Raw genomic sequence first — 20,758 nt, 5'->3', positions numbered from 1 at the left:
ATTATTAAAAATAAGATAGATGGAGGCTTTAACATGCCAAAATTAGGTTTTTTATTTTCAGGACAAGGATCTCAATATATAGGAATGGGCAAAAATTTATATAATAATTTCGCTATTGCAAAGGAAACTTATGATGAGGCAAGTGAAGTATTAGGGTTCGACCTTGGAAAATTATGTTTTGAAGGCAACGCTAATGAACTTTCTCAGACTGAAAATACACAACCTGCAATACTTACAACTAGTATGGCTCAATTCCGAGTTTACATGGAAGAGATAGGGGAAGAACCTCATTATTTAGCGGGACATAGCTTGGGAGAATATACTGCTTTGGTATGTGCGGGTGTCATTGATTTTTCAGATGCTGTAAAGCTTGTAAGAGCCAGAGGTATGTTTATGAAAGAAACCGCAAATGATGGATTAGGAGCTATGGCTGTTATTAGAAATATAGATGAAAAAATTGTAGAAGAAGAAAGTTATAAAATTTCTTCAAGTGGAAGGGTTATCGGTATATCAAATTACAATGGAGAAAAAGATGTTGTGGTATCAGGGGAAGCAGAGGCTGTTGCACAGGTTTGTGAAGAGCTGAAGAGTAAAGGTGCAGAAATTTTCAAATTAAATGTTAGTGCTGCCTTCCACTCACCGATAATGGAATTAGCGGCTGGTAAATTTAAAAATGAGTTGAATAGATACGCCTTTAAAGATCCTAAATATAAGGTCTTATCAAATGTTACGGCGTTGCCTTATGAAGATAAGGATCAAATATTGGACATTTTAGGGAAACAGATTGTAAAACCTGTGAATTGGTATGCAATAATGAAATACTTGGAGCAACAACAATTAGATAACGTGATTGAATTTGGCCCTAAGGCCACGCTAAGGAATCTTGTAAGAAACAATATATCAAATATTGGAGCATACAGTTATGACAAAGAAGAAGATATAAAAGAAATGAAGGAAGAAATCTTTGCAAAAGAAGTCTCTCATCGAAAAAACAGGTATTCTATTATTTCAAGAAGTTTGGGGATAGCGGTGGCTACTAAAAATAATAATTGGAATAATGAAGAATACACTAGAGGTGTTATTGAGCCTTATGAAAAAATTGCGATGCTTCAAACTGAACTAGAGGCAACTAACAAAATGCCTACAATAGATCAAATGCAAATGGCTGTAGAAATGCTAAAATCAGTATTTCAAACTAAAGGAACTCCTAAAGATGAACAACAGGAAAGATTTAATCAATTGTTTGACGAAACAAATACAAAACACTATTTTGAGAACTTTGAAATTTAATTTAAGATACCAAATTTTGCTTACTATTAGTGAGGTGAGAAGATGAAAACAGATTTTATAAGTTTAAGTGATTTAAAGGCTGCTGCTTTTAAAAATGATAAATTAGGAATTAAAGAGAAGCAGAGGAAAGAAGTTATTGGAATTAATAATATTTCTGAAAATGATGTTGCAATTATAGGGATTTCTGGTAAATTTGGCAAGGCTAATAATTTAAATGCTTATTGGGATCTATTAATAAACGGAGAAGAATTAATCAGGGATATTCCGATAAACAGAAAAGAAGACGCTGATAATTATTTAGAATACAGTGGTGCTAAAAATAAAAATAAAGATGTGAACTACACAAAAATAGCCTATTTAGATGAAATTAATAAATTTGATTGTGATTTTTTTGAAATAATTCCTAATGAGGCTAAGTTAATTGATCCTAGACAAAGATTATTTGTCGAAACAGCATGGAATGCTTTGGAAGACGCGGGCTATGGAGGCGGCAAATTATGTGGAACCAAGACAGGAATATATGTAGGGCTAAGTAGTGATGGATCAAATGAGTATTTTAAGCTAATTGAAAAGGGAGATCAATCATTATTAGGTTTAGCAACTGCGGGTAATATTAAGTCGGTTATTGCAAGTAGATTAGCATATATATTGGATTTTAAAGGCCCTACTATGGTAATTGATACAGCTTGTTCTTCATCACTTGTTACACTCCATACCGCATGTCAGGCTTTAAGAAATCGTGATTGTGATACAGCTTTAGTTGGAGGAGTAAATATAAAGATTTTTCCTAAAACAGAAAAAGAGAATGAATGGAATATTGGTATTACATCGTCTGATTCACTTGTAAAAACATTCGATGATAAGGCTGATGGAACAAATAGTGGCGAGGGTGTGGCTGCAATTCTGCTTAAACCGCTGAATAAGGCAATTCTTGATAAAGATCAAATTTATGCAGTTATTAAAGGAAGTGCAATTAATCAGGATGGTAGTTCAGTGGGAATCACAGCTCCTAATGTAGCTGCACAGGAGAATGTTATTTTAGATGCCTGGAAGGATGCACATATAGATCCTAAAACGATTACATATATAGAGGCTCATGGTACAGGCACTAAATTGGGTGATCCAATAGAAGTAAGTGCGATACAACAGGCTTTCAGCAAATTTACAGATCGTAAACAGTTTTGCGCGATTAGTTCTGTAAAAACCAATATTGGTCACTTGGATAGTTTGGCAGGATTAGCAGGTTTAATTAAAGCAGTCATGGCATTAAAACATAAAAAAATTCCCCCAAGCTTAAATTTTAAAGTTCCAAATAGAAATATTAATTTTCATGAGTCGCCTGTTTATGTAAATGATAGAGTGCTGGATTGGACTAATAATGATGGAGTATATCGATGTGGTGTTAGTAGTTTTGGTTTAAGCGGAACCAACTGTCATGTCATTTTAGAAGAACCACCTAAAATTGAACAACGTGAAGAAACTGTTTTTTCTGAAAATATTTTTACAGTATCAGCAAGAACAAAAAAGTCATTATTCAATTTACTAAACAGTTATATCGAATTTTTAGGGGAAGAAAAAGAAGTTAAATTACATGACATTTGTTATACGATGAATACTGGAAGGCTAGCTAATAAATTTAGAATTGCCCTTATTATAAAAACAAAAGAAGAATTGTTAGAAAAACTAGAATTATTAGTTCGATCGGAATGGAAAACATATTTGGATAAAGATATTTATTTTCAAATTATTGAAAAAAATACCAGGTTTATAGGGAGGAACATTTTTTCAACTCATATTAATGAGTCGCATACAAGCCATGAGATAAAGAGGATAATTAATAGAATAAGAAAAGATGTCACTCATATTAACAAATCTGATTTACAGTTTTTAAGTGAATTGTATTGTAATGGAGCAGATGTTAATTTTGAAGAACTATATCGGAAATTTAATTTCCGAAAAGTGAGCTTACCTACTTATTCTTTTGATGGAAAAAGAATGTGGATAGATTTAAAAGAAAAGAGTAATTCAATATCTAACAAGAAAGATAAACATCCTTTAATAAATAATCTTGCTTTACAATCATTTAATATGGAAGTCTATGTGTCACATTTAAATGTTAAAGATTATTGGATTTTGAATGAGCATAAAGTGGACAATTATTATGTTGTTCCTGGTACTACATATATAGACACAGCAAGAGAAATTGGAAAAAGATATTTTGGTGATTCATGGAACATTGTTTTAAAGAACGTAATGTTTCCATACCTTTTGCAAGTAAAAGATGTGGAAACAAGAGAAGTCCATACAATTATAAATATAAAAGAGGATATGTTAGAATTTAGTGTTGTAAGTAAGTTAGGAGAAGGGGAATGGGTCAAGCATGCAGAAGCGTTAATTGTTAAGGAAGTAAAAGAGAGGCCCAAAAAATATGATATTGAAGTTTTAAAAAAGAACTATGAATCTGTTTACATCATTCAGAAAAATAATCGTAGTTTAGTAGATGTAAACCAAAAAGACTATGAATCTGTTTATTTTATAGAAGATACAAACAGGTCAGAAAGTATAGTAAGCGTTGGTGATAGGTGGAAATGCACCAATGCAATCTACAGGAATAATGAAGGAGTGTTATGCGAACTAGAAATTAAGAAAGAGTATCAGAACGATTTTGATTACTATAGTTTGCATCCTGCCATGATGGATTGTGCTGTAAATGCAGCTACTTTTACGATAAATGATGAAAGCTATTTGCCTTATTATTATAAAAACTTTCGAATCTTTGGATCTACGCCTAAAAAGTTTTATAGCTATATAACAAAGAAAACTAACGATAATGAGGAAACTGGTAAATTTGATATATTGCTATTAAATGAGGTTGGAGAGGTATTTGGGGAAATAAGTAATTATATTGTAAAGAAAGTTCATGGTTCCACAGAAAAAATAGATAAAAGCAAGCAAATGTATCATAAGTTAGCATGGGTAAGTAAGAAAGACTACACATTTGAAAAGAAATATGATAATCGTAATATTTTATTATTTAAAAATGAAGGGGAATTATCTAACAAGATTGCAAAGCAATTAAGAGTGGATGGGAAATCTGTTATTGAAGTAGAGCCAGGGAAGCGCTTTTCTAAGATTAGTAATTGGAAGTATACAATTCGTGGAGAACAAGAGGATTACGACAAATTATTTGAAGCTATAGCAAATGAAAATATTACTCAAATTATTCATTTAATGACAATCAATAATGAAACAGATGAAGAGCTACTACAACTTCAGAAAAAACTATCTATAGGATTAGACAGCTTATTTTATTTAACTAAGTCAATAATTAAGAATACGAAAAATAGTATAGAACTATTGTTATTCACCGATTTCGCGCATCGGGTTAATGGTGAAGAATTTAAAATAAAACCACATAATGCAGCTTTCTTTGGTTTTGGAAAGGTCATAGAAAAGGAATATCCAAAACTAAGTGTGAGATGTATTGATATAGATGATAAGATTTGCGTGGAGGATTGTATTACTGAAATAAACTCAAAAAAACAAGTAGAACTGGTTGCATACAGAGATAAAGATAAATATGTTCAAGAATTGCAAAATGTTGATATAAAAGCTCTTCCAGAAGAGAAAGTGGAATTTAAGAAAGATGGCGTCTATGTTATTACTGGTGGCATGGGTGGAATAGGCTTAGAAATGGCCAAATATATATCGTCCAAGGAAAATGTTAATTTAATTTTAATTGGGCGTTCTGGTTTGTCAGCAAAGGCGATTGAGGAAAGTAAGATTGCTTATAAAATCAAAGCTATTAATGAAATACAAGAGAGTGGTTCGAGAGTTGAATGTTATAAAGCGAATGTTGCGAATGAAAATGAAATAAAAGAAGTATTTAGAGAGATAAGGAAAAAATTCAATAAAATAGACGGTGTTATACATGGGGCTGGTGTTTCTGGAGAGGGGTTTATTTTTAGAAAAGAGAAAGAAGTATTTGATAATGTAATTAAACCCAAAATTCATGGAACATGGATAATGAATCAACTTACAAAAGATGATCAATTGGACTTTTTTATTATGTTTTCATCCATCACGTCATTGGGAGGCAGTGTGGGACAAGCTGATTATGTGGCAGCCAATGCTTACATGGATTCATTTGAGGAATTTAGGAGTCTAGTAGCCCCTGAACAAAAGACATTGACTATTAATTGGTGTGGTTGGAATGATGTAGGGATGCTCGCTGAATATATTGATAAGCGTAAAGAAGAGCATAAGGATAATAATGGGTTTAAGACTATTAACTCTATTGAAGCAATATATACATTTGATGAAATCATACAAAAGGAAATTTCAAAAGTTATTATTGGAGAAATTGATTATAAAGTACTTGGTGTTCATAAAGGCTTGATTAAATTTCAGATATCTTCAGATATTTTACAACGCATAGATCAAACAGTCTCAAAAGATAAAATCAGTGAAGAAATGAATTTTGTACAGGTTAATCATATTGATTATAACAGTATAGAAAATAAGATTTTAAAGGTTTGGATAAAAGTTTTAGGATTAGAGCAAATCGGTATCGATGATAAATTTTACGATTTAGGAGGGGATTCAATATCGGCTATCTATTTGATGAAGGAAATAGAAAAAGAATTCCCATCACTGATCGATGTATCAGATATTTTTACCTACCCATCAATTCGTGAAATGGCATCTTATATTGAATCTGAATTAAAAAATGATGATGATTGTGTACCTAGCCAAATTTTTGAGGATAATCATAAAGAAGATGATATTGATGCTATTTTGAGTAAATTAGCTTCCGGTGAGTTGGAAGTAGGTGAGGCAAATAAACTGATATATTCAGGACAAAAATCATAGAAAGACGTCTTGGTTGTGAAAAAAAGAAGGTTCTTTTTTTCACAACCAAGACAGCCATAAAAAGGGTTTATTTTTTGGAATAATATTCGGAAGTGTGAAGGCAGATGAAGTGCCATTTCTTAGCACTGCTCAAAGAAATATTTGCTTTGGGATTTTATGTAATTGAATATTAAGAACCACAGAAATATAGTGGTTCTATTCGCCGCAAAGGTCAGAATCGACGGTTTGCCCCTAATAACAAAAATGAATTAATACAAAAAATTTATGTAGGAGTGATTAAAAAATGAGTGTAATTCAAACCTATATATTAGAACAGGTAAAGCAGCGCAAGATAACACAGGAACAAGCAAAAAAGATGCTTCAAGAATTAAATAGTGAAAGTATGCAGAGTGAGGATATTGCTATTATTGGGATATCTTGTAAACTACCTAAAGCTAATAATACAGAAGAATATTGGAATAACTTAATAAATTCTTTAGATTGTAAGGTGAATTATCAGGAAGAAATGATTAAATATATTAAACCTATTGTAAATAATAAGGGATTTACAGATTTTCTTGGATCTGGATTTTTGACAGAAGAGCAGGCAGATGACTGGAAGCTTGGTGGTTACTTAGAGGATGTGGATAAATTTGATGCTGAATTTTTCAGTATCTCTCCTAAAGAAGCAAAGGCAATTGATCCTTCTCATAGAGTATTGCTGGAGACCGTATGGACCGCGATTGAGGATGCTGGGTATGGTGGGGATAAAATTTACGGAAGTAATACTTCTTTATTTGTCGGAAAAGATCATGTGAATAATACTCTGTATCGTTACATTACGGAATTAGAATCTGCAAGTATGACAGGGAATTGGCCTGGTTTGATGGCGGGAAGAATAAATTATTTATTGAATTTAAAAGGAAATTCTATGGTTTTAGATTCCGCATGTAGTTCAGGTTTACTAGGGGTGCATTTAGCTTGTAATGCTTTAAAAAGCAAGGAATGTGAAATGGCAATTGTTAGTGGGATTTCATTAGGGTTCTTTCCACGTTTCGAAACATCTCGAAAATCTATGATGGAATCTAAAAGCGATAAAGTAAATGCTTTTGATAAAAATGCAGATGGTACATTTTTTAGTGATGGAGTAGCTGCTGTTATATTGAAGCCCTTAAATAAAGCTAGACAGGATGGCGATAATATTTACGCTGTCATTAAAGGGAGTGCAATCAATAATGATGGAGCTTCTAATGGCTTAACCGCACCTAATGCAATAGCGCAGGAAGAAGTTCTAATTAAAGCTTGGGAAAATGCACAGGTTAATCCAGAAACTATTCAGTATATTGAGGCGCATGGTACAGGTACAAAATTAGGTGATCCTATAGAAGTTAAGGGGATTACTAACGCATTTTCGAAATATACAGATAAAATACAGTTTTGTGGAATAGGATCTGTCAAATCTAATATAGGTCATACTGTTGCTGTTTCGGGTTTAGCGTCTTTAATTAAAATTGTTTTGTCAATGAAACATAATATAATACCTCCAAGTATTAATTTTAAAGAACCTAATTCATTGATCAATTTTGTTAAGTCACCGGTATTTGTATCTGATAAGCCGCATAAGTGGCCAAGAGGTAGTGTACCGAGAAGAGCGGGAATCAGTTCATTTGGATTTGTAGGAACTAATGCTCATGTTGTTGTAGAAGAACCGGTTATTCAATCAAATGATGAGTTAAGTTCAAAATTAACGTTTGAAGTATTCACGTTATCAGCTAAGACAGAAAAATCTTTAATTCAATTGCTCAAAAAATATAATGAATTTTTCAAACAGGGAACTCAAAAAAGTCTAAAGAATATCTGTTATACCGCAAATACCGGCCGAGGTCATTATGGCTATAGGTTAGCTATCATAGTCAAAAGCTATGAAGAACTTATACAAAAAATTGATTTGCTCTGTAATCAAAATTTAAATGATATATCAGAGAAAGGAGCATATTTCGGCTATCATAAAATTGGCTCTGATCGAAAGCAAATTATGGATGAAGGTGAAATTACGTTATCGGAACATCGAAAAATGAATACGAAAGTAGATAATTTATTGTTAGATATTTCAAACGAGAGTAATGAATATTTAGTGTTAAATCTTACAGAAATATGTGATTTATATATTAAAGGAGCTAAGGTTAATTGGAAAAAGATATACGTAGATGAAAAAAGAAATACTGTTAGTTTGCCTACGTATCAATTTGAAAGAATACAGTGTTGGGGAGAGGTGAAAGATAGACGAGATGAAACACCGATTCAAAAAAATATTAGTCATCCTCTGATTGATCAGTGTTTGGCAGATTCAATGAATGAAACTATTTATTCTACAACATTTAATGTGGATAAAGATTGGGTGTTAAGTGATCATAAAATTATGGGAGTTAGTGTAATCCCTGGAACAACTTATTTAGAGATGGGGCGAAAGGCAAGTTCTGAATTTTTCGGGAATAACAATTTGGAATTAAGAGATGTTATCTTTTTTACCCCATTACTGGTACATCAAGATGAAAATAAAGTTGTTCATACCATTATAAAGAAAGAAAAAGAGGGTGTCCGATTCACCATAGCTAGTAAGGAAGGAGAGAAATGGATCACTCATGCGGAAGGGAAAGCTTATGAATTAAAGGAAATGAAATCAATAATATTTGATTTGAATTTAATGAAAAAGGATGCCAGCAGAGAAAAAATTAAAGTTGAATACAAAGATGATACGCAATTGACCAGCAATGTATTTACGTTTGGACCTAGGTGGCTAAATTTTAAAGAAGTAATCTTGGATCATGATGAACAATTGGTGGAATTGAAACTATCTGATGAATTTAAAGGGGACTTAAAAGATTTATTGTTACATCCATCTTTACTGGATAATGCAGCCAATGTATTTATTGGAGAAGATGACGATGACAGTACATTCCTCCCACTTTCTTATAAAAGTGTGAAGATATATTCAGCGATGCCTCAGCATTTTTATGCACATGTCATAAAGAAATCAAGCAATAAAGAGACGAAGGTTTGTAATATACAATTAATTGATACTGCGGGTGTTGTTTTTGCGGAGATTACGGACTATGTATTAAAGAAGGCTAATCGCTTAAACACTATTTTTGATGAAAATTTAGAAAAAGAAAGTTCGTTTTATCATCTAAAGTGGGTTCAGGGATCAACCCCAGTTAAAGTTAATGTCACTACTAATGAAACGATATTAGTATTCAAAGATAAACAGGAGATTTATAAAAAAGTTCTCAAAGAGCTACAATACGATAATCATAATATTATCCAAGTAGAATTTGGGAACCGCTTTGAAAAGATTAATGATCAACAATTTATTATTAATGGAATGGCAGACGATTATATTAATTTAATAAACGAAGTAAAGGGACGAAATATTACTAAAATCATTCACTTATCTTCAATGACTAATGGTGAAGCAATTCATTTTAGTGACTTAAAAGAATTACAACATAACGGATTGTATAGTCTATTTTATTTAGTTAGGGGTATAAGTGTTAATAAAGTCAAAAGAAATATTGATTTGATTTTAATTTCTAACAACGTGACAGAAGTAACTGGGAATGAGAAGACAATTAATCCTTTGGGGGCTGCAATGTTTGGGTTAGGCAGTGTAATTTCACAAGAGTTTTCAAATATAAAATGTAGAGCGATAGATATAGATGATCACACCGCTATTACCTCCATCATTGAAGAAATAAAGAGTGAAGACAAACATTATCAAATTGCCTTTAGGCATAACATCCGTTATATAAGTGAGCTAGATATATTTGAACATAATCATGATAAACAAGGTACTGGACTAGAGATTAAGGAAAATGGAGTTTATATGATTACAGGTGGAACTGGTGGAATAGGACTTGAAATCGCAAAATATTTGGCTGGAAAAAATAAAGTGAATATAGTATTGCTAAATCGTTCTAAGTTACCAGAGATGGAATTATGGGAAGATATTATTAATGATGGCTCAAATCAAAAGCTTTCAAGAAAGTTAGAGACAATTAGAAGTATTCAGGGAATGGGATCAGAAGTAAAGTGCTATAGCTGTGAAGTTTCCGATTTTAGTAGTATGAGCAAAGTTATTAGAGAAATAAAAGAAAAATACGGAAAAATAAACGGTATATTCCACTGCGCAGGAGTCGCAGGTGAAGGATTTATATTTAGAAAACAGGAGGCTGTTTTTGAAGAAGTTATAAATCCAAAGATAAGTGGAACTTGGTTAATTGATTACTTAACCAAAGACGAAAATATAGATTTTAGTATCTTGTTCTCTTCAATCAATTCGATTTTTGGTGGAGCTGGACAAGGTGATTATACAGCTGCGAATGCATATTTAGATTCTTTCTCTTATTATAGAAACAAAAAAGGAAAAAAGACTATTTCTATAAATTGGCCAGCGTGGGATGAAGTTGGTATAGCTGTAGATTATGGAGTTACTGATGAATTTTCCATTTTTAAATTATTAACGGTTAATAAAGCCCTTAGTATATTAGATACAATGGCAGATAATGACCTAACAAATGTTATACCAGGTAAATTAAATATGGATATATTAGAAGTTGCTACAGATGAATTACCTTTCGAACTGTCAATAAGTGTAAAAAATAAACTAAAAGAATCTAAAAAAACTAAGGTTGAGACAGAAAAAAGTTCTCTAAAGAATAGTGCTAGTGATGTTGTAATAAAAGGTAAAGGAGAATACTATTCTGAAACAGAAAAAAACATTGCACAAATGTACTCTATGGTTTTAGATATTCCAGAATTAGACTTATATGAGAGTTTTAGTGCCATGGGTGGAGACTCAATTATGGCAACACAGTTATTAAACCTCATTAATCAAAAATATCCTAATCTGGTTGACATTTCTGATATCTTTACGTACCCTTCTGTTGTTGAGTTATCGGAATATATTGATAGAGAAATTAGTAATAATGATAATTTGAAAAACGGAGAAACGAATGTAAGTAACGATAATAATTTAGAGAAAGAACTTAGGGATTTATTTGATGATCTTCAAAAAGGAAATATAGATATACAAGATGGATTGAAAATATTAGGAAATTAAGTGCGTTTTAAAAATGTGATGAAAGGGAGAGTAAATATGGGAAATAAAACAGCTATTATTATTGGAGCGGGTGTTGCAGGAATGGCTGCAGGATGTTATCTACAGATGAATGGTTATAAAACAAAGATTTATGAAATGGGATTATTACCTGGAGGGCTTTGCACTGGTTGGAGTAGGAAAGGCTATTATTTTGATGGATGTATTAGTTGGCTTGTCGGTTCAGGACCTAATAATACATTCCATAAATTTTGGAAGGAACTAAACATTATACAAAATATGGAGTTTATTAATGATGAAGAGTTTGCAGTTGTTAATTTTAAAGATGGATCAACATTTACACTGTATTCTGATGTAGATAAATTAGAACAAGAGTTTCTTAGAGTTGCTCCGGAAGATGAAGAAACAATTAAAGTTTTAACAGATGCTATTCGAGTGATTTCTAGTGTTGATTTGGATTTAGATAAGGCACCAGAGTTGTTCGATCTTTCAGATTTTGAAAGGTTTAAAGCCAAAGCGGGCCCTTATATGAAAGTTATGAAAGAGTGGGGAAAGGTTACAATTGAGGAATTTTCCAAACGCTTTAAAAGTCCCTTGGTGCGAGAAAACTTTAGCCGAATTTTTTGGTTTAATATCGATACATCCATATCTTATTTTATAGCAACTATGGGGTGGGCCAATAGTAAATCTGCGGGCCATCCTGTAGAAGGATCATTACAATTTGCGAAGATAATAGAGAAAAGATATGTTGATTTGGGTGGGGAAATACATTATAAATCAAAAGTTGCTAATATTTTAGTTGAAGATAATAGAGCAATAGGAATAAAGTTGAAAAATGGTCAAACATATAAAGGGGATTTAGTTATCTCCGCAGCAGATGGATATAATACGATTTATGAAATGTTAGAGGGAAAATATGTGAATGAAGATTTGAAATATTGTTATGATAATTTTAAAACAAGTGCGCCACAAATTTATGTAGGATTAGGGGTATCAAAAGCATTTGAGAATGTCCCACACTATATGAGTTTGGAATTAGAGCGTCCTCTTAATGATCACGGTTGTAAGGATGTAAACAATATATTTGTAAAAATATATAATAAAAACCCTTCTTTTGCTCCAAAAGGAAAAACCAGCATTGTGGTATATGCAAAGACCTCAAGTGAATATTGGGAGGCTTTGCAGAAAAATAATCGTGTAAAGTATGAGAATGAGAAGAAAGCAATAGCTAATGAAATCATTGATTTATTAGATAAAAGGTTCGGAGATATTAAATCAAATATTGATGTAGTAGATGTTTCTACGCCATATACAATCAGAAGATATACAAATAATAGAAATGGAAGTTGGCAGGGCTGGGAGAAACAAATGGCTGCCATTATACATGAAAAAAAATTAAAAAGAACACTTCATGGTTTAGAGGATTTTTATATGGTAGGGCATTGGAGTCAAGTTGGAGGCGGATTGCCAAGTGTTGTATTACAAGCGAGAAATTTGGTTCAGGTATTGTGTAAAGAAGATGGGAAAATATTTAATACAAAAATAGATGAACCTCATTATGCCAATTTACTTTAAGGGGGGAGTTCTGTAATAAACCATAATACTACATGTATCTCAATAAAGAAGACAGTATAAGGGTGATAAAATCGTGGATGATATTTCTATAATAAATAAATATATCTTAGAGCAAGTAAAAGAGAAAAAAATGGATAGTGAAATGGCTCTACGTATTTTAAAGGAGCTATCAAATAAATCGCAAAAAAGTAATAGAGATATAGCCGTTATTGGTATTTCTGGCAGATTTGCTGAATCCAATAATATAAAGGAGTATTGGAATAATATTTTGAATCGTACTTGTTGCATTAGGGATTTGCCGCAGCAGAGAAGAATGGATATTGATCCATTATTAAATAACCCTAATAAGAATTCATATTTTAAAGCCGGATTTTTAGATGAGATTGATAAGTTTGATTCAGCATTTTTTAGAATTTCACCAAGAGAAGCTATGCTTATGGATCCGAAACAAAGAATATTTTTAGAGACAGTATATCAAGCCATTGAAGATTCAGGATATGCTGGGAATAAAATATATGGATCAAATACTGGTATTTTTGTTGGCCATGATCACAGTGGGGATCTAAAGTTTTCGTATGATTCATTGGTAAAAAATGCGGATATGATTGCAATGACAGGGACATATCCTGGAATACTTGCCAGCAGAACTTCTTATATTTTCAATCTTAAAGGACCGAGCCTTGTTATTGATACTGCATGTTCTTCTGGATTAGTTTCAGTCCATTTGGCATGTGAGGCTCTTAAAAATGGAGAATGTAATATGGCTATTGCAGGGGGGGTGAATTTATTTTTACGACCTGAAAACATAGGTACGATGAATGAGATAGAAGCAGAAAATGCACATATAAGTATTTTTGATAAAAATGCGAAGGGAACAGCATGGGGAGAAGGTATCTCTGCCATAATATTAAAGCCACTAAATAAAGCTATTGAAGATAGGGACAATATATATGCTGTTATTAAAGGGAGCGCTATTAATAATGATGGAGCTTCAAATGGAATTACAGCTCCGAATGCGGATGCACAAGAAAAACTAATTTCTCGGGCTTGGGAGAACGCTAAAATCAGTCCAGATACTATATCATATATTGAAACTCATGGAACTGGAACAATTTTAGGGGATCCAATTGAGATTAAAGGGATAACAAATGCCTTTAAAAAGTACACTGATAAAAAGCAGTTTTGTGGTATTGGTTCAGTAAAACCTAATATTGGGCATACTGTAGGAGCATCAGGAATGGCTTCCTTGATTAAAGCTGTTATGGCATTAAAAGAGCAGGTACTTCCTCCTAGTATCAATTTTAATGAACCTAATCCTTTAATTAATTTTACGACTTCACCTGTGTATGTGAACGATAGAATACGTAAATGGAAGAAAAATGAAACGCCTAGAAGAGCGGGGGTCAGTTCGTTTGGCTTCAGTGGAACAAATTGTCACATTGTTTTAGAAGAAGCTCCAATAATAGATGAGAAAATAGGCCAAGAACAGGTTATGGAAGTATTCACTCTTTCAGCTAAAAATAAAGAATCGTTATACAATTTAATAGAAAAATATACGGATTTTGTTATTGAAGAAACTGATTTAAATCTTTCAAATCTTTGTTATACAGCTAACACAGGTAGAAAGCACTGGGAGTACAGGATATGCTTAATGGTAAAAGATAAGGAAGATTTAAAAAGAAAAATTGAAAAGTTACGAAATGTGTCGCTTGATTTTCAAAATGTAATAAAGCTTTCATATATGGAAGAGCGTAAACTTAAAAACATTGCGAATCAAAAGATTGAGTATTATAAACAAAGTGGTAAGAAAGATATGACGGTATTACATGAAATATGCGAACTTTATAAAAGAGGTATTGATATTGATTGGGAAAGTTTATATGAGGGGGAAGAGAGAACGAAAATTAGTATGCCTGTATATGCTTTCTTACGTGAAAGACATTGGGTAAATCTACACAAAAAATTACCAGTGCAACAAAAACAGAACATTAATATTGAAAATAGAGTTGAAAAGATTTGTCTTAATGGTAGACAGGATCATCAGTATTCAGAGATAGAGACGATGGTCGGACGAGTATGGGGAGAAGCTCTTGGAATAAATCCAATAAATGTAACATCAGATTTCTATGAAATGGGTGGCGACTCAATTATAGCAATTGAAATTATTAATAGAATTAATAAAAGAATGAACATCAATATTTCAGTAGCAAATTTATTTGAATATCCTGATATAGAGAAATTTTCTAGTTATATTAAAAGACATTATAAGAGTAGTCATACGGAACTCAATGATTATATGGCTATTCCAAAGGTAGAAGAGGCAGAGTATTATGAAGTGTCTTCAGCACAAAAGAGAATCTTTATTTTAAATAAGTTGAATCATAATAGTACATCATATAATATACCATTTTTTCTAATGATAGAAGGACAGTTAGATGAAAAACGCTTAGAATTAGCATTCAGGAAACTTATTAAAAGGCACGAAGTTCTAAGAACTTCTTTTGGTTTTGTGGATGAGAAGCTTATACAAGTGATAGAGGAAAATGTTCATTTTCACTTAGAGAGATATAGTGCTAGGGAAACTGAACTAGAACATGTAATCAATAATTTTGTACGACCTTTTAATTTAGAAAAAGCGCCTTTAATACGTGGAGGATTAGTGGAAGTTAGTAGTGATAAGCATCTTTTAATGATAGATGTACAGCATATTATAGCGGACGGAGCATCTATACCGATATTACAGAAGGAATTAATCTATTTATATGAGGATCAATCATTACCGCGATTAAAAATTCAATTTAAAGATTTCGCAAAATGGCAAAATAAATTATTTGAAACGAATGATATGAAAAAGCAAAAAGAATATTGGTTAAATGAATTTAAAGGAGAGCTTCCGATTCTCGATTTACCAGGAGATTTTTCAAAAGGTTCTGATGAGAGTGATCAGGGAGCGCGACTCTCATTTTTTGCAGGAAAAGAGCTTACATCTAAACTAAATCAATTTAATTTAAAAGAAAAAGTCACTTTATTTATGACTTTAATGGCATCATTTAATGTGCTTTTATTTAAACACTCGGGTCAAGAGGATATAATTATTGGTTCACCTATAGCTGGGAGAAAGCATAAAGAACTTGAAAATATGATAGGTATGTTTGTAAATACAATTGCACTAAGAAATCACCCTTCGGCAGAAAAAAACTTTAAAGAACTACTTGAACAGGTGAAAGATAGTGCATTAAAAGCATATGAAAATCAGGATTATCCATTTGAAGAGCTTGTTAATGCATTAAACATTGACAGAGACTTAGATAGAAATGCCTTATTCAATGTAATGTTTGTACTCCAGCTAATGGACAATCCGACAATTGAAATTAATAAATTGAAATATACACCATATAATTATGAGAATAAAACAGCTAAATTCGATCTGTTGCTTCAGGCTTTTCCTGGTCAGGAGGATATTAAATTTGAATTCACTTATTCTTCGAAAATATTTAAAAGAAATACTATAGAAAAGTTTTCTCAGCGATTCCTTATGATTCTTGAGAGTATTGTTTCGCAAGAGAATATTTTAATTGGTGATATAAATATATTGGATGAAAATGAGAAAAAAGAAATTACTAGTCATAGTAATATATTAATACCAAGTAACCGAAACAATGGAACAATCTGTGATATTTTTGAGAAACAGGCAGAACTGATGCCAAATCATGTTGCAGTTATGGGATTAGATGGAACATTAACTTATAGAGAATTAAATAAGAAAGCAAATCAAATTGCCAGATTACTCATTAAAAAAGGGCTTCAAAAAGAAGACGTTGTTGGAATAATAGCAAATCGTAACACGAACTTTGTAGCAGGAATAATGGGGATTATAAAAGCTGGTGCAGCTTATTTACCACTAGATCTAAATTATCCTGAAAAAAGAATTAAGTATATGCTAGAAGATAGTGGTGCCCGCATGTTGCTTACTGAAAGTGAAAAAAGAAATCTAGTTAAGCATAGTATAGAGGAACTATATTTAGAAGATATAGATTCAGAAAGTAGTGATAATCTGAGCGATAGAGTAGTACCAGAAAGCCTTGCATATGTGATATATACTTCGGGATCAACTGGATATCCTAAAGGAGTTATGATTGAGCACAAAAGTATAGTGAATTTAGTTAATGCGCTTGATGAAAGAATTTATAACATGCATGGTTCAAATTTGAATGTTGCTTTGCTAGCTCCTTTTGCATTTGATGCGTCGGTAAAACAAATTTTTTCAGCACTGCTTCTCGGACATTCTCTTCACATTATACCTGAAGATGCCAGACAAGATGTTACAAAGCTTGCAGTATATTATAAGGAACATAAGATTGATATATCAGATGGTACACCAGCCTATATCAGCTTATTCTCTGAGACATTATCTTATAGTGATATAGGGGTAAAGCATTTTATCATAGGTGGGGAAACGTTATTAATAGAAGAAATTAAAAATTTTTATAATAATTTCAAACTGACTAAACCGCCGTATATTACGAATGTGTATGGACCTACTGAATGTTGTGTTGATGCCACGACATATATGATTGACCCGGAAGCAATTGACTTTATTAAAGAAATATCAATTGGCAAGCCAATAAAAAATTGCTCAATCTATATACTTGATGAAAAGAAAAAACTAGTACCTAAAGGAATCGTTGGAGAAATATATATAGGAGGAGAAGGGGTAGGAAGAGGATATCGTAATAATGAAAAGTTAACTGATTTCAAGTTTATTCCAGATGTATTTAATCCAGAAGTGAAAATGTATAAAACCGGAGATTTAGGGAAATGGACAGAGAATGGTAATATTCAATTCATGGGAAGGAGCGATCGTCAAGTAAAAATAAGAGGGTTTAGGATTGAGCTAGATGAGATTAAAAATAGGATTCTATCTTTTCAAGGAGTAAAAGAAGCTGTTGTGATTGTAAGACAGGATTCTATTTACGCATATGTTGTATGTAAGGATGAGGATTTACTTTTTCATTTGAAAGAATATCTAAAGCAATATCTGCCGGATTATATGATTCCTTCAGGTATTATGGCTATCGAAGAAATCCCAATTACAAACAATGGGAAAGTGGATATAAGTGTATTGTCGAATTTTGAGAAATCGATAAATGATGAAACCCAATATATTGCTCCTAGAAATCATATCGAGGAAATAATAAGTACAGTTTGGGCTGAAATACTCAATATTCCTAAAATTGGTATAAGAGATAACTTTTTTGTTTCAGGTGGTGATTCAATAAAGGCAATTAAAGCTGCTAACAGAATGGAAAAGTATAACGTGAAACTAGAAGTGAAGGATATATTCCAATATCAAACAATCGAGGGGATAGCTAGTAAGATAAAAGATAGAAATTGGGTAGTTGATAACAGTGTAGTTACTAGTGAAGCTGGACTTGTACCTATACAAAATTGGTTAATGGAACATCATAAAGAAACATTAAATCATAGAAATCTTTCTTTTATTTTATATAGAAAAGAAGGGTTTGGAGAAGAAAACATTAGGAAGATTTTTACTAAGATTATTCAACATCATGATGCTCTAAGAATAATGTTCAAAGATAAAAGCGGAGAACTAGTGCAAATAAATAGGGGATTGGAGGGGGAATTATTTGATTTTCATATTATCGATGTAGTGGATTCGTCAAACATTAATCTGGAAGTAAAAGTAAACCAAATACAATCGAGTATGGAATTAGGTAAGGGACCGCTCGTGAAACTAGCTTTAATCAAGGCGATGGATGGTGAGCATTTGTTAATAATTATTCATCAAATGATTATTGACCACGTGTCCTGGAGAATTATATTGGAAGATTTCAATATTGCATATACTCAATTAAAAAATAATAAAGATATTAAGTTGCCGAATAAAACAGATTCATTTTTAAAGTGGTCAAAATATCTTTATAAATATGCGGATAGTGAAAAATTGTTACGCGAGAAAGAATATTGGAGCAAAGTTGAAAGTATTCATATGTTGCCAATACCTACTGATTTTGATTCTAATCTTAATAGAGTAAAAGATAATCAGTTGATATATAGACAGTTTGGTCAACAAGAAACTAAAAACGCAATAAAAATAATTAAAGCCAACAGAAATCTAAAAATCGAAAGTATATTTTTGACTGCCTTGGGATTAACAATGAAAAAATGGATAGGAAGAGATGAACTTGTTGTTAATTTAGGAAATCATGGGCGCAATTATTATGGTGAAGATATTGATGTTTTCAGAACAGTAGGAAGATTATCTGTGATCTATCCTGTAGCTTTGCAACTGGTCGAAACCGAAAATATCGGCTCATCTTTAAATTATGTTAATGATTACTTGGATAATATCCCTAATAAAGGGATAGGACATGGGATTTTAAAATATTTGAGCAGCAATAAATCGGAGATGACTTTTACGTTAAAACCGGAGATTTCATTTAACTACATGGGTGAATTTGATACGGACATAAATACGGAAAACTTTACTGTATCCTCATTACCAAGTGGGAAAGACATAAGTAATGAGGAGGTTTGGAACTATAAATTGAAATTTATTGCTTTGGTAAGAGAGAATAAATTAAATATTAGGGTTGAATACAATCAAAAGCAGTATAACAGAGCAACAATTGAAACACTGTTAGATCAATACATGGAAAATTTAAATAAAGTGATAAAAGACATAGAAATCATAAATGCATAAACTTAATTTAATCGGGGGTTAGCGATATGACTAATACAATTAAAGATAATTCTCAAGAGCAAAAAAAATATCCTCAGGCCGTGGTCATGCAAATGGTATCAGGGTTAGGGTTTTCTCTTGCAGTTAGAACAGCGGTAGAACTAGGAATCTTTTCTGCATTTAAAAATGGGAAGGTTTCAATTGAAGTTTTAGCTGACTCATTACATTTGAACGCTTCGGCACTAAGTAGGCTATTAAAAGTGTTAGAATCTATTGGGCTAGTAATTCAGGAGGAAAGTTCCCACTATGATGTTACAGAGTATGGTGCTACTCTTGTACCTGGTAAAACACCAAAGTCTATTGAACCATTGGTAGAATATTTGTTACATGAAACAGTGGTACAGTCTATGTTCAAAATGGATTACAGTATTCGTACTGGAAAATCTTCTTTTGAAGCAGTGTACGGTGAAAAATGGTATGAATATAATAAGCATGATCAAGAATATTTGAAAATAATGGATAAAGCTATGGAGATTTATTCTAAAATGAGTTTACCAGCCCTAGTGTCTTCATATCCTTTTGAACAATTTGATGTTATTGTTGATGTTGCGGGAGGAATGGGGCAACTAATAACAGGGATATTAGATTCAGTTCCTGAAGCAAGAGGCGTATTATTTGATTTGCCAAAGACGATATCAAGTGCGAAAGATCGTTTTGCATCTACAGAAATTGGTAAACGTTGTGAATTTGTAGCTGGCAGTATGTTTGAACAAATTCCTTCAGGCGGTAGCTTATATATTATAAGTAAAGTATTAAATGATTGGGATGATGAAAATGTGGTAAGAATCCTTAAAAATATATCTGATGTTATGTCTGATGATTCAAGGCTTATTATTATTGAGAACGTACCAAACAATGAGAAGCTTTCACCAGAAGAAGCTTTTCGTGATTTGTTATTTTTAGTTTGTTCCGATGGTGGAAGGGTTAGAAAGGAAAATGAATTTGCCAAGTTAATTGAAAATGCAGGGTTAAATTTATTGAATGTTATACAAACCCCAAGTAAGTTTTCGATTTTGGAATGCAGAAAAAAATAATAGTTTCATTTTACCAGTGGGCTGATATATTTGAATGATAAATTTTTAACAGCCTAAGAACCTGTTTAAAATCTTTTTAATAAAATCGCTACACCTGCCAATAAGCAACTCTGTCTGCTATTTTCAAGT

The 20,758-nt window shown here is 32.1% G+C and carries 6 protein-coding genes; all 6 read left to right on the top strand.

Features of this window, described 5'->3' with window-relative positions; genetic code table 11:
• The first annotated feature begins 33 nt into the window (after positions 1–33).
• A complete protein-coding gene (fabD, locus tag ACQRBL_RS02630; RefSeq protein WP_411996375.1) occupies positions 34–1,290 on the top strand; it encodes an ACP S-malonyltransferase in 1,257 nt (418 codons plus the stop codon).
• Positions 1,291–1,332: 42 nt separating this feature from the next.
• A complete protein-coding gene (locus ACQRBL_RS02625) occupies positions 1,333–6,162 on the top strand; it encodes an SDR family NAD(P)-dependent oxidoreductase (protein WP_411996376.1) in 4,830 nt (1,609 codons plus the stop codon).
• A 283-nt stretch (positions 6,163–6,445) separates the two neighbouring features.
• A complete protein-coding gene (locus tag ACQRBL_RS02620) occupies positions 6,446–11,260 on the top strand; it encodes an SDR family NAD(P)-dependent oxidoreductase (RefSeq protein ID WP_411996377.1) in 4,815 nt (1,604 codons plus the stop codon).
• A 36-nt stretch (positions 11,261–11,296) separates the two neighbouring features.
• Positions 11,297–12,832 (top strand): phytoene desaturase family protein, encoded by a 1,536-nt coding sequence (locus tag ACQRBL_RS02615; protein WP_065229723.1) that lies wholly within the window; start codon positions 11,297–11,299, stop codon positions 12,830–12,832.
• A 73-nt stretch (positions 12,833–12,905) separates the two neighbouring features.
• A complete protein-coding gene (locus ACQRBL_RS02610; RefSeq protein WP_411996378.1) occupies positions 12,906–19,556 on the top strand; it encodes a type I polyketide synthase in 6,651 nt (2,216 codons plus the stop codon).
• Positions 19,557–19,582: 26 nt separating this feature from the next.
• Positions 19,583–20,629: a methyltransferase gene (locus ACQRBL_RS02605; protein ID WP_065229725.1), complete on the top strand. Its 1,047-nt coding sequence runs from the start codon at positions 19,583–19,585 to the stop codon at positions 20,627–20,629.
• The last annotated feature ends 129 nt before the right edge of the window (positions 20,630–20,758 follow it).

It is taken from the genome of Bacillus sp. AF62 (assembly GCF_050312695.1).
GTDB classification, from domain to species: Bacteria; Bacillota; Bacilli; order Bacillales; family Bacillaceae_G; genus Bacillus_A; species Bacillus_A cereus.
Note: the sequence above shows the minus strand (reverse complement) of the source record. Positions and strands in the feature narration are given on the sequence as shown.